Source organism: Intestinibacillus sp. NTUH-41-i26, assembly GCF_032769475.1.
Lineage (GTDB): Bacteria > Bacillota > Clostridia > Oscillospirales > Butyricicoccaceae > Agathobaculum > Agathobaculum ammoniilyticum.
This window is the reverse complement of sequence record NZ_CP136477.1, coordinates 56,804-75,964: the sequence shown is the minus strand read 5'-3', so window position 1 is coordinate 75,964 and position 19,161 is coordinate 56,804. Positions and strand designations below refer to the sequence as shown.

The 19,161-nt window shown below is 54.6% G+C and carries 14 protein-coding genes and 1 pseudogene; 11 read left to right on the top strand and 4 right to left on the bottom strand.

Annotation, left to right across the window (positions count from 1 at the left end; translation table 11 throughout):
* Positions 1 to 34: 34 nt before the first annotated feature.
* Positions 35 to 535, bottom strand: a complete 501-nt coding sequence (locus tag RX717_RS00335) for a hypothetical protein (protein ID WP_316960488.1) — start codon at positions 533 to 535, stop codon at positions 35 to 37.
* A 502-nt stretch (positions 536 to 1,037) separates the two neighbouring features.
* Here RX717_RS00335 and RX717_RS00330 point away from each other — a divergent pair.
* The 7 genes and pseudogenes from RX717_RS00330 (at position 1,038) to RX717_RS00305 (ending at position 4,846) form a co-directional block, all read left to right on the top strand.
* Positions 1,038 to 1,301 (top strand): hypothetical protein, encoded by a 264-nt coding sequence (locus RX717_RS00330; protein ID WP_316960487.1) that lies wholly within the window; start codon positions 1,038 to 1,040, stop codon positions 1,299 to 1,301.
* Positions 1,302 to 1,413: 112 nt separating this feature from the next.
* Positions 1,414 to 1,563, top strand: a pseudogene (gene tnpA / locus RX717_RS15820) (IS66 family insertion sequence element accessory protein TnpA); the annotation flags it as partial.
* Positions 1,564 to 1,805: 242 nt separating this feature from the next.
* Positions 1,806 to 2,162, top strand: a complete 357-nt coding sequence (tnpB, locus tag RX717_RS00325) for an IS66 family insertion sequence element accessory protein TnpB (RefSeq protein ID WP_054328538.1) — start codon at positions 1,806 to 1,808, stop codon at positions 2,160 to 2,162.
* An 80-nt stretch (positions 2,163 to 2,242) separates the two neighbouring features.
* A complete protein-coding gene (gene tnpC / locus RX717_RS00320) occupies positions 2,243 to 3,844 on the top strand; it encodes an IS66 family transposase (protein WP_316960201.1) in 1,602 nt (533 codons plus the stop codon).
* 126 nt (positions 3,845 to 3,970) lie between these two features.
* Positions 3,971 to 4,204: a helix-turn-helix domain-containing protein gene (locus RX717_RS00315; RefSeq protein WP_054328537.1), complete on the top strand. Its 234-nt coding sequence runs from the start codon at positions 3,971 to 3,973 to the stop codon at positions 4,202 to 4,204.
* On the top strand, positions 4,146 to 4,583 hold the full coding sequence (locus RX717_RS00310; protein WP_316960200.1) for a sporulation initiation factor Spo0A C-terminal domain-containing protein: 438 nt from the start codon (positions 4,146 to 4,148) through the stop codon (positions 4,581 to 4,583). Before RX717_RS00315 ends, RX717_RS00310 begins: the two co-directional genes overlap by 59 nt.
* A gap of 137 nt (positions 4,584 to 4,720) precedes the next feature.
* Positions 4,721 to 4,846 carry a hypothetical protein gene (locus RX717_RS00305; protein ID WP_316960486.1) on the top strand — a complete coding sequence of 42 codons (126 nt, stop codon included), beginning with the start codon at positions 4,721 to 4,723 and terminating at the stop codon, positions 4,844 to 4,846.
* Between the two features lie 67 nt (positions 4,847 to 4,913).
* Here RX717_RS00305 and RX717_RS00300 read toward each other — a convergent pair whose 3' ends face one another.
* On the bottom strand, positions 4,914 to 8,132 hold the full coding sequence (locus RX717_RS00300) for an S-layer homology domain-containing protein (RefSeq protein WP_159068128.1): 3,219 nt from the start codon (positions 8,130 to 8,132) through the stop codon (positions 4,914 to 4,916).
* Between the two features lie 281 nt (positions 8,133 to 8,413).
* On the opposite strand from RX717_RS00300, the gene RX717_RS00295 reads away from it, so the two are divergent.
* The 3 genes from RX717_RS00295 (at position 8,414) to RX717_RS00285 (ending at position 14,006) form a co-directional block, all read left to right on the top strand.
* A complete protein-coding gene (locus RX717_RS00295) occupies positions 8,414 to 9,784 on the top strand; it encodes a Mur ligase family protein (RefSeq protein ID WP_107631320.1) in 1,371 nt (456 codons plus the stop codon).
* Between the two features lie 15 nt (positions 9,785 to 9,799).
* Positions 9,800 to 10,540, top strand: a complete 741-nt coding sequence (locus RX717_RS00290) for a type 1 glutamine amidotransferase (RefSeq protein WP_054328568.1) — start codon at positions 9,800 to 9,802, stop codon at positions 10,538 to 10,540.
* Positions 10,541 to 10,808: 268 nt separating this feature from the next.
* Positions 10,809 to 14,006, top strand: a complete 3,198-nt coding sequence (locus RX717_RS00285) for an S-layer homology domain-containing protein (protein ID WP_316960485.1) — start codon at positions 10,809 to 10,811, stop codon at positions 14,004 to 14,006.
* Between the two features lie 52 nt (positions 14,007 to 14,058).
* Here the strand turns inward: RX717_RS00285 and RX717_RS00280 are convergent, their stop codons facing one another.
* Positions 14,059 to 14,589, bottom strand: a complete 531-nt coding sequence (locus RX717_RS00280) for a hypothetical protein (RefSeq protein WP_107631318.1) — start codon at positions 14,587 to 14,589, stop codon at positions 14,059 to 14,061.
* Positions 14,590 to 14,904: 315 nt separating this feature from the next.
* Between RX717_RS00280 and RX717_RS00275 the strand changes: the two genes are divergently transcribed.
* On the top strand, positions 14,905 to 15,534 hold the full coding sequence (locus RX717_RS00275) for a hypothetical protein (RefSeq protein WP_316960484.1): 630 nt from the start codon (positions 14,905 to 14,907) through the stop codon (positions 15,532 to 15,534).
* Positions 15,535 to 15,576: 42 nt separating this feature from the next.
* On the opposite strand, the gene RX717_RS00270 is transcribed toward RX717_RS00275, so the two are convergent.
* On the bottom strand, positions 15,577 to 19,155 hold the full coding sequence (locus RX717_RS00270) for an S-layer homology domain-containing protein (RefSeq protein WP_316960483.1): 3,579 nt from the start codon (positions 19,153 to 19,155) through the stop codon (positions 15,577 to 15,579).
* Positions 19,156 to 19,161: the final 6 nt, after the last annotated feature.

The following is a 19,161-nucleotide window of genomic DNA, read 5'->3' as shown; positions in this document are numbered from 1 at the left end:
GACCTGCCGTCCGATGCTTTCACCGGCTTTCCCGTCAGCGCCAGGCCGCCGTACCAGTGGGTCTGGCTACCCTTGAATAAGTCGCATATCCGCCGCACATCACCATCACGGCTTTTGGCGTAAAACCAATATTGATCAAACGGCTGGCGGCGCCGTCACCGGTGTAGGTGCCGAAATACACCTCCGCTTTTTGTGCAAGCTGCGCGGTGTGCGCCTGCAGGGTAGCTTCTGCGGACTGCAGACGGCTGTCAACGCCGGTAAGCGCGGTTTGTTCGGCTTTCGCGTCCAGCTCGGCGGCAAGCTCCTCTGAGAGCATCTCCCGATCGATCGTGTCCCCGAACGTGTCCACTACGATGCCCTCCACACGCGCCTCCAGCCGCGAAGCCTCGTCGCAGATTCCGTTCACCGCCTGCCGCAGCTCCTCCGGACTGCTGTCGAACCGCGCTTTCAGCTCGTTTGCCGGCAGGCTCGGCTGGTCGGGCAGGTCGGTGATTTTGTGTGTGAATTGCGTGATCTTGTGGTCAGAAAAAGACATGGTTTCCTCCTTTTTGTCGGTGCCGCCCGCGCGCGTTCCTTGGACAGCGCGCGCGGGCGCGCGTGGGGCGGAGCCGCCCCGTCTGGTTTTTCATGCGGGGAAAGTAAGCAACCGTTATAATAGCCCAAAAAACGGAAAGCGCAAGGGCAAGTATTTGCCCTTGCGCTTTTTCCCGTTTCTGCTATTCTGGTAGACGCTTACTTTCCCGTGTCGGTGCAAACGGCGGGCGGGGAACCCCTCACGCGCGCGCCCGCGTGGTCAGAGGAACGCGCGCGAGGGGGAGCTCCGGCCGCCCCAAACAAAAGGAGGTTTTTCATGTCATTCAGCGATCATAAAATCACAGCGTTCCAGCACAAAATCACCGACCTGCCCGACCAGCCGAGCCTGCCGGCAAACGAGCTGAAAGCGCGATTCGACAGCAGTCCGGAGGAGCTGCGGCAGGCGGTGAACGGAATCTGCGACGAGGCTTCACGGCTGGAGGCGCGTGTGGGAGGGCATCGTGGTGGATACGTTCGGGGACACGATCGATCGGGAGATGCTCTCAGAGGAGCTTGCCGCCGAACTGGACGCAAAAGCAACCCAGACGTCGCTTAATACCGAAAGCGAGGCGCGGGAAGCGGCTGTTTCCGCACTGGATACCCGTCTGACCGAGGTGGAGGCACAGAAATGCGAGATTTATCTTGGCAGCTATAACGGCAACGGTGAAAAGAATACGCAAGCAATCCGCTTAGGCTACCAACCCAAAGCCGTGCTGGTTGCAAAGTAAGCGTCAAATAAAGCAACGGATTGTTGGTAGAGGTAGAGTGTGAGAAAATAAGGATAAAAGTTGCAGTGGATAGCATTAAGGGAAGTCAAAGGAAGCAGAGGAGCTGGGAAAAATGACAATTCGGGAAAGACATCGGGAGCAGCAAGTGGCCCAATGGACGGAGCTCGTACAGGAATGCCGGAGCAGCGGGCAAACAGTAACGGGATGGTGCGATGAACGGGACATCAGCACAAAGACGTATTACCGATGGGAGAAAAGAGTATTGCAGCGAAGTGGCCACGGGATAAAAAAGGTGGAAAGAGTACCGGCAGAAAAAAAAGGCGGCTGAATTTGTAGAGCTGAGAGTGAGGAAGGAAGGGATGTGGAACAGGGAGTTTCTTCAGACTGCTCCAGAGGGGAAACAGTCGGCAGTAACAGTGGTGGTAAAGGGGCGAGGGATAGAAGTTGAGATTTATGCGGGAGTGGAGCTGCCGGTGATAGAGGCGATCTGCCGATCGGTGTGCCATGCTGAATGATTTTCGCGGCGCGGAAAAAGTGTATATAGCCTGTGGGTACACAGATCTGCGGAAAGGGATCGACGGCCTGGCGACATTGGTACAGCGGCAGTTCCATCTGGACCCGTTCAGCAATACGCTGTTCCTGTTCTGCGGTTACCGGCGGGATCGGATCAAGGGGCTGTATTGGGAGGGGGATGGATTTGTTCTGGTATATAAGCGGTTAGAAGCAGGCGCCTTCCAGTGGCCGCGGAACGGAGATGAGGCGCGCCAGTTGACAGGCCAGCAGTACCGCTGGCTTATGGAAGGGTTAAAGATCGAACAGCCCAAAGCGCACAAAGCGGTGACTGGCCTGAGTATGATATAGCGTTGAAAAATCGGATGCTATTTTCCTCGAAATCCCTTGAAATGCTGGTGTTTTAAGGGGTTTTGTGTTATAATGAGAATATGAAAAATGAAGTGAATATTATCACAAGCAACACGGAAATGGTGACCATTTCCCGTGCGGAATATGAGTCTCTGAAGGCGGAAAGAGACGAGCTGAACCAGAAGCTGGACTGGCTGATGGAGCAGATGCGTCTTGCCAAAAAGAAAGTCTATGGGGCATCGTCCGAGCAGACGAAGGAAGAACTGGCAGGCCAGTTGAGCCTGATGTTTGATGAAACGGAAGCGTGGCTGTCTGCTAAAAGGACTTCCGTAACGGAGAGCAAGGTTGTTGCCCACACCCGGCAGAAGCGGTCTTCCCGTGTGGAGGAGGTACTGCCGGACAATGTTCCTGTTGAGGTGGTAGAACACCGTGTCCCGGAGTCTGAGCGTAACTGTCCTGAATGCGGTACACTCATGACGGAGATTGGGAGTGAGGTTCGCCGTACTCTGGTGATGATCCCCGCCCAGGTGAAGATCCGGGAAGATGTTTATTTTACATACGCCTGCCAGAACTGCAAGCAGACGGGGACGGAAACACCTGTCCTGAAAGCCGAAAAAGAGCCTCCCCTGATCTCAGGCAGCTACGCCTCCCCAGAGGCTGTGGCTCATATCATGGTCCAAAAGTTTGTGATGTACGCTCCGCTGTACCGGCAGGAACAGGAATGGAATCGGGCTGGGGTGATGCTCTCCCGGCAGACGATGAGCAACTGGGTGTTGCGGGTGGCGGAGGATTGGCTGCGGCCCATCTATGACCAGATGCACCAACAGTTGCTTCAGCGAGAGGTCCTCCACGCGGATGAGACGACTCTGCAGGTGCTGAAACTGGAAGGGCGGACGGCCAGGAGCAAGTGCTATATGTGGCTGTACCGGACCGGTGGAGACGCCGGGCACCCCATTGTCCTGTATGAGTACCAGCAGAGCCGAAAGGCGGAGAATGCCGAGGCGTTCCTCAAGGGCTTTACGGGCTGGCTCCATGCTGATGGTTATTCCGGCTACCACCGATTGCCGGAGAACATCCGGGTGGTTGGCTGCTGGGCGCATCTGCGGCGAAAGTTTGACGAAGCGGTGAACGCCTTGCCAAAAGAGCAGCAGACGGGCTGCGCGGCGTTGGAGGGACTGCAATACTGCAATGTTCTCTTCGCCATTGAAAAGGAACTGGCGGATCTGCCGCCGGAAGAACGGTACAAACAGCGTCTGATCCGGTCCAAACCGGTGATGGACGCTTTGTTGGCATGGGCGGAAACAAAAACCGCCCCGCCCAAGTCCTCTTTGGGAAAGGCGCTGTATTATCTGCGGGAGCAGTGGCCATATCTAAAATGCTTTTTGGAGGACGGGCGGCTGGAAATAAGCAACAACCGGGCAGAACGGAGTATGAAACCCTTTGTGATGGGGCGGAAGAACTGGCTGTTTGCAAATACGGAAGGCGGGGCCCAGAGCAGCGCCATTGTTTACAGCCTGATTGAAACGGCCAAGGAAAACGACCTTGACCCATACCGGTATCTGGTCTATGTGCTGTCCAGGGCGCCATCTATGGCCGTGGCTGACAGAGAGTGGGCCACAAAACTGACGCCGGATCTTGTTCCGGTGCAATATCGCAGGGGCCAGGAGGACTCTACAATATAGGTTTTTTAATGGACTGACCGAAAGGCCGGTCCATTTTTTTCGACATTTTCCACCAAAGGGGAACTACAGAGCCTCACAGGTAATCCCTTCCATCCCTTATGCTTTGCATGAAGGGAGGTGAGGAAAATGGAAGCAAGCTTTGATGGAGCAAAACTGCGCGAAGTACGCAAAGACCGAGGCAAGACACAAGCGATGCTGGCCGTAAAAATGGGCACTTCTATTCGCCATGTACGAGCCTTGGAGACCGGTGAGAAGACAAACCCATCCGCATGTCTTCTCTGTAAAGTAGCCGTGGCTTTGGATGTCCCGATGGAAACATTTATGCGGATCCAGCCAGAAGAAGGGGATGAACTTGTATAAAGCAAAAGGAGATGAAACCTTGCCCTACCTAAATGCGACTTGTGATCTGTTGTACAGCCTTGGAGTAACCGCGAATTATAAGGGGTTTCTTCATACTACCTACGCAGTGTCTCTGTGTATGGAACGGCAAGACAGGCTTCTGTTGGTAACAAAATGGCTTTATCCTGATGTTGCCAGGAGATATGGGACGAACTGGAAGGCAGTGGAACGTAATATCCGAACCGTATCCAGGATTGCGTGGATACGCAACCGCGTACTCCTGGAATCCCTTGCGCAAAGGCCTCTTGACAGGCATCTATGTTCTACCGAATTCCTCGCGGTTCTTTTCCATGCGGTTTACTCCGCTGAATTCCAGGATCTTTCTTCATCTAAATCCTAAATCCCATTTACTGTCCAATCTCAAAGGGCGCAGGTTGCAAATTTACCTGCGCCCTTTCTCTTGGCTTATTTTACGCTTACGTTGCAAACGCCAGATGGATTGGCAACGTAGATAATCCCCAGCGCATGGAGCTTGCAATGCCAGATATCGCAGCATATCATTTAGTTGTCACCTCCACGGGCTTTGAGGTGAAAGGCATGCTCAACTGCACCAACACGGAGGACAGTGTGGCAAATCCGTATCGGTATATCGTGTTCAAGTAAACTTGAAACAAAAGGGGCTCCTCTCATATGAGAGAAGCCCCTTTCCATACGGATTGTAGCGAATACCTTAATCAATGGTGAACGTAAATACAACCGTTAACTGAGTTGTGGTCGCAGTTACTGTCGCTCCGCCCAAAGTGTAAGTGCCGCCGTTCACAAACTGGTAGCCGTTATCTGCTGCAATGGTGAACGTTGCAGTCCAAACATCCGTGCTATCAACCTGGTTAGGCGTACCATTATCCGTGGTTTCAGCCCAAGTTACAGCGCTAATCGTACCCAAGCCGGCCTGAGTGGTTGTCGGAGCAGTTGTAGGCAAAGCAGCCTCAGCCGTTCCATCAACCGGTTTAGCCGGAACATCAGACAGTGTCAGAGCACCCTCAGCGACCGTCATAACTACCTTGTAGTTCTTCACGTCAACCGTGATCTTATTCTTGTCGCTCAGGTTCTTGCCGGTAACAGTCCAGGTCTTCTGATCGACGGTAATCGAACCCTCGGCAGCCGTAGCGTTGATACCATCAACCTTAACGGTAATATCTGCAGTTACAGAAGCCGCGCCGGTCGGTGCAGGCAGAGCAATGGTCAGGTTGCCGGAGCCATCGATAGAGGTCAGGACTTTATCAACTGCCAGAGAAGCATCAGTGGTAACCGTAATGTTATCCTTGGTAGAAGAACCGCCCTCTTCTTCCTCTTCCTCATCGTCGCTGCTGCCATCGTCGATCCAATCGAACTTGCCGGTGTTGTCGATGATCAGGAGCTCAAGATCAGCCTCGCCATCAACCACAGCCTCGTCAAGGATATATGCAACGTTGTTCATGTAATCGTCGTTAACATCCTTGTCAGCCTTGCGCAGCGTGGTCGTGCCGTAGATGTATTCCTGGCCGATCGCGTCGTCGTCCTCGCTGGAGTCAATCACGAGCACCTTGGTGTCCGCGGTGACGTTCAGCTGGTTGTCGCCAACCGAGATGGAGCGGGTGGTGGAAGCCTTGTTCGCGCCTACCGCCAGGTTGCTCTGGCTCGGCGTGGTGTTGCTTACGCTCTTGAGCAGGCCGTAGCTGTCGTCAACATCCTGGATGTAGCCGTCAGCATCGATGCTGCCGTAACCAATCACGGTACCCTTGGCGCGGTCGCTCGCGGTGCCGTTCTCTTCCTTAACGGTCAGGTTCTCGGAGCCGTTCCACAGGGTGTAGGTGACGTCGCCGTTGCTGCGCTCAACCGCGTCCGCGGTGATGTAGCCGTAGTTATCGTTGGAGGTGCCGGAGATATCGCCAATGGTAGAACCAGACTTAACCTCAACAGAGGCCAAGCGGACACGGTCCAGACCGTTGTAATCCTTGGTGAATACCGCGCCAGCGCCCTTGGTGGTTACCAGATCAGCGGAGGAGGTCAGGTTGTTGAACTGCTTGCCGGTGATGGTCTTGGAGGAGCCGTTCTCGTCCCAAACAACGATCACAGCGTCGTCCGCGACGCGCTTGCCGGCAATCGTGTTGTTGCTGCCCAGTGCAACGTTCTTAGCGTCTTCGCTGCCATAGACCAGCGCCAGGTAGCCGTTGTACTTCTGGTTCTTCAGCTCTTCCAGCTTGGTAGCGCTGTCGCTGCCGGAAACCTTGTACGCACGGCCGAGCTGAGTGTCGTTGCCTGCGATGCTGTTATCACTGTCGATCGTGACAGTCTTGAGCGTGCCGTCGAAGTAACGCAGCTTGACCTGATCGCCGTACAGGGTGGTCGAGCCGCTGCCGTTACCGACAACAACCGCGACATTGGTCGGGATTGCGCCCGTGCCGTCGTCGGTGTCAACGTTCAGGATAACGCCGTTGGCAACATACGCCTTAACGGTGTCGCCTACGGATACGTTCTCATAGCCGGTGTCGCTGTCCGTGGTGTCGATGTTATACCAGGTGCCGGCGATCTCGTACTGGCTGTAGTTGCCGTTATCCGAGGTCTTGTTCTTGCTGCCCTCCAGCTCGTCGGTGACAATGTCAGCCTTGACGATTTCCTTGCAGTCCTCGTACATGCTGTAGGACATTACCGCGTAATCGTCCGCTTCCAGCTCTTCATCGATGATTTCATCGGCAAACTTGTAGGACTTGCCGGCAAAGGTGATCTTGTCGGAAGCAACGTTGGTCACTTCGCCGCCGATCTTCTCAAATACGATCGCGGTGTCGATCTTGTTGTTGCCGTCGGAGTCAACAAAGGTTACCTCAGCCAAGGAGGTGTTGCCATTGGTGTCGTGCTCATTCGCAGCAGCATCCTTGTCAAAGTAGGTGTACGCAACCGTGTCGGTTTCAACGCCGTCAATGCCGACAAAGGTCAGGTCGATCGACTTGGTGCTGTCCACAGAGTAGGAAGAACCTTCAAACTTCAGCTTCTGGCCGTCCAGCTCAACATTCTTCATCAGGGTGTTGTAAACGGTGTTGTCGGAAACCGCGTAAACGCCGAGGACATTGTTGGTCTTGCCATCCTTGAACATGACCTTGACCTTCTGGCCCAGCAGGGAGGTGTAGTCCTCGGAAACCTTGGTGAAGTTGACCAGGTCGCCGTTGCTGTAGTTACGGTCGGAGTTGTGGTAGTTATCAGAGTCGTAGTCAGCATCGATCTTGATCGTCAGGGAGTCGGTCTCGATCGAGGTCAGGGTGCCGTAGTCGTAGGACAGGCCCATGTAAGCGGAGCCGACAGTTTCCTTGACGCCGCCGTTGAGGATGTCGTCAAAGGAATCGGAGTCGGTGGACCACTTCACGCGGTTGGTGTCCAGCGTATTTGCGATCATCTGCGCGGCGTACTGACGCGGCAGGCCCTGCTCCAGGCCGGAGTTGACGTCGTCCAGCAGGCCGGCGGAGCCAGCGTAACGCAGGGTGTTGGTGGACCAGTTGTGGCCTACCAGACCAGCCTTGTCAGCGTCGTAGCCTGCCAGAACGAGCAGCATCTTCGCAGCCTCCACGCCGGTTACGGTCGCGTCGGGCTTGAAGGTGTTGTCGCCGTAGCCGGCGATGATGCCCTGGGACTCGCAGAACTTGATGTAGCCCTTGGCCCAGTGGCTGTTGATGTCGGTCAGCTTAGAGGAGTTGTTCTCGTAAGCCGAGTCGTCAATGGAGTTGTTGCGGACAACGAAGATCATCTTCGCCATTTCCGCACGGGTAACGGTTGCGTCCGGACGGAAGGAGCCATCGGGGTCGCCCTCGATTACGCCCAGCGCCGTCAGCATGTTCACGGCGTCCTTGGCCTGGATATCGGCCTCGTCCGTGAACGCCGCACCGGCAAACATGGTGAACGCGCATGCGAACGCCAGCACCAGTGCGAGAACCTTTTTCTGATGGCGCGATACTGCACATAATATAGAGGAAATTACCAAAATGCAGTCAAAACTGTCTTAATAAAAAACTTTTCCGTGTTAGGGAAATTTTGGATAATCAATAATAAACAAAACAAACAGCCAAATTCGGCTTCCACGATTCAGAAAAAATTTTGCAATTATTTTGTGCAGAAACACTATTTCTGTTTTCCCCTGCTTGTACAAGGATACAAAATGCGGTATACTTTTATATATCATTTTACAAACAGAAAGGGCAGCTTATGAAGCTCAAAACCAGGATAGCCGTTATAATATGCAAAGTATCCGGTGCGCTGCTGCGCAAAATGGGACGCGGCGGGACCAACCTGCCCGGTAAGCTTGCATTGAAGATTGATAAAAATATTTTGGGAGAGCTATCGCAGAGTGTCAAAGTAACCGTTGTGACCGGCACAAACGGCAAAACCACGACCTCCCGCATGATTGAACAGGCGTTTTCGGATGCAGGATTTCGATATTTTTCCAATAAATCCGGCGCAAATCTGTTGACCGGCATTATTGCGGTATTTGCTCAGTATTGTTCCCTTTCCGGAAAATGTCGGTATACCCATGCGCTGATTGAATGCGACGAGGCCGCGTTCCGGAAAGCAAGCGAATTCCTGCCGGTAGAATGCCTGGTAGTCAATAACATATTTCGGGATCAACTGGATCGGTACGGCGAGATCACCCATACGCTCAACGCTATTCGGGAAGGCATCACGCATATTCCGGACGCTGTGCTGTGCTTGAACGCGGATTGTTCGCTTACCGCCTCGCTGGCTGAAAAGATCCCTAACAGGGTGGTTTGGTTTGGCGTCAATGTGCCGATTTATACGCATGCGGCGCACGAGCTGTCAGACGCCCCCTACTGCATTCACTGCAAAACCGAGTATCAGTATGATTATGTGACATACGGCCATCTGGGGGGGTTCCATTGCCCGAACTGCGGATATGGCAGAAAAACGCCGTCCATAGCGGTCACCCAGATATTGACGGCTGGTGCGGATGCCTCTGATATCGTGCTGGATATCTGCGGACGGGAGTACGACGTACATGTGAATCTGCCGGGCGGCTACAATATTTATAATGCCGCGGCCGCGGCCGCGGCCGCCAGTGTCGCCGGTATTGACGATGAGACGGCCGTCAGCGCATTGGGGCAATTTGAATGCGGCTTTGGCCGCGCAGAGCAGTTTACACTCGGCAAAGCACAGGCACGGATGATGTTGGTCAAAAATCCGGCGGGCTTTAATCAGGTCATCAACCTGATCGCGCATGACGAAGGCAGCTATAAACTGGCGTTTCTTCTGAATGACCGCTTTGCGGACGGAACGGATATCAGCTGGATTTGGGACGTTGATTTTGAGGCGCTGGCGGAACAGCAGGAACGGTTCACCCAGATCCTGGTTTCTGGCGTCCGTGCGGACGATATGGCGCTCCGCTTAAAATATGCCGGCTTCCGGACAGACAGACTGGAGGTCGTGCGGGAGTATGAGACCCTGCTGGATCGCGTGGGCGCGGATGAAACGCCAGCCTTTCTGATGCCGACCTATACGGCAATGTTCGACCTGCGCAATGAGATCAGCCGGCATACGGATATCAAGGCATTTTATGAATAATGGAGGAGACGGGAAATGGAACTGAATATCTGTCATTTATATCCGGATATCCTCAATCTTTACGGCGACCGTGGCAATATCATAACGATGAAAAGGCGCTTGGAAGCACGCGGTATGGCGGCTCATATAGAGGAATGCTCGATCGGGCAGCCTCTGGATATCGAGGCATACGATATCTTTTTTATCGGCGGCGGTCAGGATTTCGAGCAGGAGGTCCTTCTGCGTGATCTGGCGGGCGGCAAGGCGCGGGACATCCGTGCGGCGGTCGAGGATGAGAAGGTGTTTTTGGCGATCTGCGGAGGCTATCAGATGCTGGGTCAGTATTATAAAACCTGGGACGGCAGTCAGATGGATTTTATCGGAGCAATCAATATCCATACCATAGGCGCCAAAGAGCGTATGATCGGCAATTATATGTTCCGCACAACGCCGGAAAGCAGCGGGACGATCGTGGTAGGGTTCGAAAACCATTCGGGTAAAACCTATCTGGGCGAAGATGTCGCGCCGCTGGGCATGGTGCTGAGCGGTTACGGCAACAACGGCGAGGATCAAACCGAAGGGGCGCGTTATAAAAATGTGTTCGCCACCTATTCGCATGGTTCGCTGCTTCCCAAAAATCCGGAGCTGTGTGATTTTATCCTGCAGAAGGCGATACAACGGAAATACGATGTTGTTCAGCCGCTATCCCCGTTGGATGATACGCTGGAAAATAATGCGCATGCATATATGCAGCAGCGCCTCAGCAGAAAAGCATAGAGAGAGTTCGGTGCGGCCTCCCATAAAAGGGAGGCCGTTTTGTATGTTATAGACAAATTTCTTTTCTTACTTTTGGAGGGCTCATTTGTGCCAAACAGGCGCAACCCGCATAGGCGGCTTTTGCGGATAAAAAATAGAGGCTTTTAAAAAAGTTTGTCCATTTAGTTATTTTATACGGAAAATCAAATAACAGAAGGGTTTTTGTTATATAATCCGCCATCAGAAAAAGGTTCTCGCACTGGTACTGGCGTTCGCATGCGCGTTCACCATGTTTGCCGGTGCGGCGTTCACGGACGAGGCGGACATTAAGGCCACCGACGCCGTGAACATGCTGACGGCGCTGGGCGTAATCGAGGGCGACCCCGATGGCTCCTTCCGTCCGGATGCAACCGTTACCCGTGCGGAAATGGCGAAGATGATCTTCGTTGTCCGCAACAACACCATTGACGACTCGGCTTACGAGAACAACTCCTCTAAGCTGACCGACATCAACAGCCACTGGGCCAAGGGCTACATCAAGTTCTGCGAGTCCCAGGGCATCATCGCCGGCTACGGCGACAACACCTTCAAGCCCGACGCGACCGTAACCGGCGTGGAGGCTGCGAAGATGCTGCTCGTTCTGGCAGGCTACGACGCTGACAAGGCTGGTCTGGTAGGCCACGACTGGTCCACCAACACCCTGCGTTACGCTGGCTCCGCCGGTATCCTGGACGACGTCAACTCCGGTCTGGAGTCCGGCCTGCCGCGCCAGTACGCCGCGCAGATGATCGCAAATACGCTGGACACCAACCGCGTGAAGTGGTCCACCGATTCCGACTCCTTTGACGACATCCTCAACGGCGGCGTCAAGGAGACTGTCGGCTCCGCTTACATGGGCCTGTCCTACGACTACGGCACCCTGACCACGATCACCAGCGACTCCCTGACCGTCTTGATCGACGACAGCTATGATTCTGATAACTACCATCAGTCCACGAAGTACACGGACGTTACTTTCTCCAAGGTAGGCACGGACTACTCCGACCTGCTGGGCCAGAAGGTCAAGGTCATGTTCAAGGATGGCAAGACCAACAATGTCCTCGGCGTTTACGCGATCTCGGACAACACGGTTTACGAAACCTACCTGAACAAGACCGAAATGGACGGCGAAAAGATCAAGTTCGGCGGTTCTTCCTACTCGGTTGAGGACATGGATAGCACCGCTAAGGGCGTTCAGATCGACGTCATCGTGGATGGCGCTACTGCTGCCAAGACTGACATCACCGATTTCGACGACACCGCCATGTTAGACGGCAATAACCTGAATAAGGTTTCCATGAACAAGGTTGTCTTTGTTGACACCAACAGCAACAACAAGATCGACACTGCGATCATCACCACCTACACCGGCGGCGAGGTCACCTATGTCGGCTCTGACAAGATCACCTTTGCTGGCGAGTCCTATGAGTTTGACGATGGGAACATTGACGAAGAGATCGTCAAGGACGACTTTGCAGTTATGTCCAAGAACCTCTACGAGGACTGCAAGGACATCGTCCGCGCGGACATCCTGACCACCGAGCTGACCGGCATCAAGGAGAAGGACGGCTACTGGCAGTATGAGCTGGACGGCACCTGGTACAACGCAAAGGACGAGGCCGATGTTGATACTGGCGACACCGTTAAGGCTTACGTTTACAACGGCATCGCGCTCGACATCAGCGCGGACGACAGCAACGGCGCGATTCCGGATGACATCGCGGTCGTAGTCGGCGTTTCCAGCCATGTTGATTCGCTCAACGGCGATCAGGCGAAGCTGCGCTTTTTCAACGGCACCACCAAGACCGTTACCATGTCTGACGACAGCGTAAATCCCAAGCTCGGCAACGCTTACAAGGTTTCCGGCTCGGATTCTGACTGCAAGCTTGAAGTAATCGACTCCAAGAAGTACAACGGCTATCTGTCCCTGCTGGGCAACGGCAAAACCGATTATACGTCTACGCTGACCGCTACCGCGGGCAACACCGACACAATCGCGAATGAAAAGGTTGCTGACGACGCTGTCATCATCCTGTACACCGAGCTCGGCCGCTCCAAGCAGATCAACGGCAAGCAGTTCAAGTCCCTGAGCGAGGACGCGAAGGGTGTTAAGAATGCACCTGCGACCGCGGTATTCACCAAGGAAACGGATGGTCTGAACCGCGTTAAGCTGGCGGCGATCAAGGTCAGCAGCACTGATTTGGTCGGCGAGTCCTCTGACAACTACGCTTACATCGTAACAGCGGGCGTCAAGGCTTCCGGCGGCGTTAAGTACACCATCTGGACCGGTTCTGAGAACGTGACCGTTACCGAGGACATTTCTTACTCCAAGGATACCCGCGCCAAGGGTACCCTGATCGGCTACTCCGATATCGACGAGGATGGCATCATCAACGACGTTAAGGATTACGGCACAATCAAGGCTGCGGATGATGTGAACAAGGGTGATACTCTGAATCAGGGCGAGATGTACCGCGGCGGCAACGAAGCCAGCGTATCCAAGTACATTGCGATCTATGGCGCGCAGTTCAACGTAACCGCGGACACCACGGTTCTTCTGGTTGACTCCAAGGCGGACGACGACAAGAAGATCGGCCTGGAGTACACCTACGGCGACAAGCTGCCGGAGGGCTCCAAGTACAAGGATGGCGCAGACGACAAGTACCTGGTCAATGCGTTCTGGATCATGGATGAGACTGGCGACGACGATGCAGACATCGAGGTTCTGGTCATCGACTCCACCGGCGCGTTCGACGGCTTTGAGCTGGATGATGTGAATGCGCCCAAGCTGACCGCTGTGAAGACTTCCGGCGATGCATCGACCACAAAGGGTACGGAGGCAACTCTGAAGTACACCTTGACTGCTTCCAACTATGCAGCAGATGCAGCCGATGTTACTACCTCTATCAATTCTGAGGATAACGTCAACATTACTGCTTCTGGCGATGGTACCTTTGCTGTAAAGAATAACGGCACGCAGGAAATCATTGTAACAGTTGGTACTTCCACCGCAATCGGCACGTATAATATTCAGATCAAGGCGGGCAATACTGTTCTGCTGACAGATACCTTTGAGGTTACTGCAAAGCCGGTTGCCACTCTGAATGCTGTTACTGCAAGCGACAGCACCACAACGTTTACCGAAGCTGGTAAGGTCAAGGCTGGTGTACTGGATACCATCGTTGGCAAGCTCAAGAAAAATGAAACCACTAATGTGAAGGCTTCGTTTAAAATTGTGGCTAACGATCGTCCGAGCGCAGATACCTCTGTTTACACTCCGGTTGCAGGTGAAAAGGTTACAATCACCGCTACCTTTACTCCGGATGCAGACTACGCAATTACTGCTACCGCAGCTCCGACTCTGGCAGGCACGAATGCTGATGCTGACTCGTTCAGTGTAACGAATGGTATTGCAACTGCAACTTATACGTTCACTGTTGTTGCGTAATTTTTTCACAACAAAAAGAGAAAACCCCCTCTTTCGAGGGGGTTTTCCCTTTTCATTTTAAGGCGATATAGACGTATTTTATATCTTTGGCATTTATCCGTGACTTGTCGCCGGGGCTGTTCAGACGAAAGCCGGTTTGCGTAAGCAGGCAATAGTCCGGTTGTTCAGACTCCTCGACCGGAAACGCAAGGAACTGATAGGTGTAACCGGTGGAACCGGTCATTCCGTCCGCGCGCATGATAAACACCATTTTGGGAGCAAAGCCCAGCGTTATCTCGCGGGGATACACACCATCGCCTGTGTAGGTGCCGAAATACAGGTCGCTTCGCCGCATCAGGTTTGCGTCCAACTCATCGGACAGCATTTCTTCTGTAATCGTGTCCCCGAACGTATCCACCACGATGCCCTCCACACGCGCCTCCAGCCGTGAAGCCTCGTCGCAGATTCCGTTCACCGCCTGCCGCAGCTCCTCCGGACTGCTGTCGAACCGCGCTTTCAGCTCGTTTGCCGGCAGGCTCGGCTGGTCGGGCAGGTCGGTGATTTTGTGTGTGAATTGCGTGATCTTGTGGTCAGAAAAAGACATGGTTTCCTCCTTTTTGTCGGTGCCGCCCGCGCGCGTTCCTTGGACAGCGCGCGCGGGCGCGCGTGGGGCGGAGCCGCCCCGTCTGGTTTTTCATGCGGGGAAAGTAAGCAACCGTTATAATAGCCCAAAAAACGGAAAGCGCAAGGGCAAGTATTTGCCCTTGCGCTTTTTCCCGTTTCTGCTATTCTGGTAGACGCTTACTTTCCCGTGTCGGTGCAAACGGCGGGCGGGGAACCCCTCACGCGCGCGCCCGCGTGGTCAGAGGAACGCGCGCGAGGGGGAACTCCGGCCGCCCCAAACAAAAGGAGGTTTTTCATGTCATTCAGCGATCATAAAATCACAGCGTTCCAGCACAAAATCACCGACCTGCCCGACCAGCCGAGCCTGCCGGCAAACGAGCTGAAAGCACGGTTCGACAGCAGTCCGGAGGAGCTGCGGCAGGCGGTGAACGGAATCTGCGACGAGGCTTCGCGGCTGGAGGCGCGTGTGGAGGGCATCGTGGTGGACACGTTCGGGGACACGATCGATCGGGAGATGCTCTCAGAGGAGCTTTCCGCCGAGCTGGACGCGAAAGCGACCCAGGCCGCGCTGACCAGTGAAACCACCGCGCTGAAAAACCGTGTCAGCAGCCTGGAACAGGCGATGCCAAAAAGGGCGCAGGTCATTTACGGCACCTATACCGGCGACGGGACGGAAAACCGGTTGATTTCCCTTGGTTTTAAGCCGTATCTGGTCATACTTGCGCCAACGATAGGCAATTTTGAAATGCTGGAAACGATAACGGTATGTCACAGGCTCTGCGGTGGCTCCCCTCCGGAACTTTCCGAGTCCCACCTGACGGAAAACGGCTTCCGCGTCTCCGAATCGGACAGTATGAGCATCAACCGCAGCAACAACCCCAACGAATCCGGAAAAACCTACGGTTACATCGCCTTTGGGCTGTAAAAGGGAAAACCCCTCTCATTCGAGAGGGGTTTTTTTATTGCCTTACAGGGCAGCGGTCAGAGTAGCAACTACAGTAGCGGTCGTACCATCCTGAGACGGAGTGACTACTACATTATAATCACTGATCGTTACAGATGCAGAGAAACCAGTGAAGCTGTAGCCTTCCTTCGCAGTCAGAGTAGCGGTAGCGCGATACCACTTGCCAGTTGCTGCGTTGCCATTGTCAGACGCCCAGCCGCTCTGGCCATCATCGCTCTTCTCCCAGGTAGTGGCACCGACATCATAGCCTGTGCCGCTATTGTTAGAGAACGATACACCAGACAGCGGGTTGCTGTCAGTCGGCTTGTTCAGGTTCAGCTTTACATCCGGAGTAGCAGTAACAACCTTGATCGCCTGCTCGGTCTTCTGATCGCCCAGGGTAACAACGATCTTGTAATCGCCAACCTTGGTGGTGGCCTTGGTCGCTACCGTAAAGGTCTTCGCCGCAGCGTTGTTGTCAGTGATCAGAGAGAGGTTGCTCTTGGTCACAGTGAAGTCAGCAGACTTGTCAGTGCCCTGACCGTCAACAACCTTTACGTCCGGGGTGAGCATCCAGGCGTTCTGGTAGCCAACCGTACCGGTGTAGGTCTTAACGGTGGCGAAAGTAGCGTCGTCCGTGGTGTCGTAGCTGGTCTTCAGGACAACGTTGCTCGCTTCCTTGTTGATGGTGAAGGTCTTGTCAACAGTCTTGCCGTCAACCGTTACCTTCAGCGTAGCGGTGCCGTCCTTCTTCGGGGTGCCCTTGATGGTCACAACGGACTCGCCGTCGCTGTCGATATCGGTAGCCGAAGCGGTCAGGCCGTCAGCGTTGCTCAGGGAAACGCGGACAGAGGTGCCCTTGTTGATGTTCTTGGTCGTAACGGTCACGTCCATATCAACGGACTCGCCAACTGCCACGTCATTGATGGAGCCGATCTTGACGTCAGAAGCGTTCGCATCCTCGCCGTCAACAACGCCGCCGGTGGTGTCAACCGTGTAAACGTCGTTGTCCAGATACTCGCCCTGATCGATGATCAGCAGCTCGATCTCGTCGTCGTTGCCGATTACCAGAGCGTTCGCCAGGTAGTCGCCGTCAACCTTCTGCGCTTCCTTGATCTCGCCGTCCTCTACGCCGATCTCCAGATCCTTGTCAGCATCGGTGTCGATGTAGAATACGTCGCTGCTGCTTACCTTGTCCAGCTCAGACTGGCTTGCGCCAACCGGCTGCTTCGCAAAGATCGCAGTATCCTTCTTGTCGTTTACGCTGGTTACAGCAGTGAACGTAATGTCAGAAGCGGTCAGATGATCCACGTCGTCAATTACCTTTACGCCGTCCTTCTCGGTGAGCGTATCGTAGCCGATAACGGTGCCCTTCGCGCGGTCGGAAGTGCTGTTCTTGTCCTCCTGAACCGTTACATTCTCAGAACCGTTCCAGAAGGTGTACTCGATCGTGCTGTTGTCTACCTTGTAGGGCTTGGTAACAATGTAGCCGTAGTTGCTCCAGGTCTTGACGATGCCGTCCAGGCTGTTGACTGCAACAGCCATAGCGCCGACGCGGTCAATGCCGCTCATGCTGCCGTAGAAGCCATAGATCTCAGAAGAGTTAATGATCTTGCCGTTAGCCAGAGCCTTGAACTGCTTGCCGGAGATCTTCTTGGAATCGTTGCCGGAAGCATCGTCGCCAATGTTGGTGGTGCGCTTCGGCAGGAACAGCAGGACTTCTGCGTCGTCGTCAATGGTGTACTTGCCCAGAGAGTTGAATGCGTTCGTGCCGGAGGTCTGCTGCGAGCCCATGTAGGTCATGTCGCCGTAGTACTCCTCGTACTTGCTGTCAGCAACGCCATCCTTCAGGGCCTCGAAGCTGTACTCGTCGCCGGATACGTCGTAGCCGTAAACGGTGCCGGTCTTCAGGTCATCCCACTTGATCGTGCTGTCGCTGTCGACCTCAACCGTCTTGGTGGTGCCGTCGAAGAACGCCAGCTTGACTTCGTTGTCGATGCCAGTGGTGCCCTTGTTGACGATCATCGCAACTTCGTCAACCTTACCGTCCGCCTTGCCGGAAACGCGCTTGACATAGAACATGATGTTGTTGACAACAACATACTCTACCTCGTTGCCAGCCTTAACGGTGTTCAGGTCGGATTCGCTTGCGGTGGACTGAACCTTCGCAGCGCCCTTGAACCAGTCGTCGCCCACGCGGTACTCGTTGTAGGTTACCTTGCTCGTGGAAACGTCGCCGCCGTCAAAGAAGATGTTAGCAGACTGGTTGTCGCGCAGGCCGTTCAGGGTGCCGGTGGACATGTCAGCCTTAACAATATCCTTGTTGTCGTTGTACAGGTTCTCGGTGATAACGACCCAGTCGTCCTTGGCGATACCGTCCGCGATGTTCTCATCCGCGGTCTTGTAGGTCTTGCCGCTGGCAATGATCTTGTCGGAAGAAGCGTAGGATACCTTGGCAACGTTGTAGGTGGTAACGTTCAGGGTATCAATCTTGCCGTTGCCGTCGGTATCGACGAACGTGTACATGTTCGGGTTCAGCTTGTTGTTGTCCAGCTCGTCGAGCGTGGTGCCTTCAGCAACCTGGCCGTCGATGTAGGTAGCGATCGCGTCGCCCTTGTTGGAGTCGTAGATGGTCTTGTTGTCCGCGTCGCCGTAGAACTCAACAGAGTAGGAGGAGCCGCCGAACTTGACCTTGTCGCCGTCCTTCTCGGTGCCGTTTGCAGCAACCGTGTAGGAGGTGTTGTCAGAGATCGCGTAGATGCCGAGGACGTTGTTGGTCTTGCCGTCCTTGAACATGACCTTGACCTTCTGGCCGAGCAGCTTGGAGTAATCCGAGCCTACCTTGGTGAAGGAAACGGTCTTGTAATCCTTGGACTGGTGGTAGTTGTCGGAATCATAGCTGCCGTCGATCTTGATGGTCAGGGAGTCCTTGCTCATCTCGGTCATGGTGCCTACGTCGTAGGACAGGCCCATGTAAGCGGAGCCGACAGTCTCCTTGATGCCGCCGTTGAGGACGTCGTCAAAGGACTGGGAATCGTCGGACCACTTCACGCGGTTGGCTTCCAGCGTGTTGTAGATCATCTGCGCGGCGTACTGACGCGGCAGGCCCTGCTCCAGGCCGGAGTTGACGTCGTCCAGGATACCGGCGGAACCGGCATACTTCAGGGTGTTGGTGGACCAGTTGTGGCCTACCAGACCAGCCTTGTTTGCGTCATAACCGGTCAGAACGAGCAGCATCTTCGCAGCTTCCACGCCGGTTACGGTCGCGTCGGGCTTGAAGGTGTTGTCGCCGTAGCCGGCGATGATGCCCTGGGACTCGCAGAACTTGATGTAGCCCTTGGCCCAGTGGCTGTTGATGTCGGTCATCTTCGAAGAGTTGTTCGCGTAGGCCGAATCATCAATGGAGTTGTTGCGGACAACGAAGATCATCTTCGCCATTTCCGCACGGGTAACGGTTGCGTCCGGACGGAAGGAGCCATCGGGGTCGCCCTCGATAACGCCCAGCGCCGTCAGCATGTTCACGGCATCCTTGGCCTTTATATCGGCCTCATCCGTGAACGCCGCACCGGCAAACATGGTGAACGCGCATGCGAACGCCAGCACCAGTGC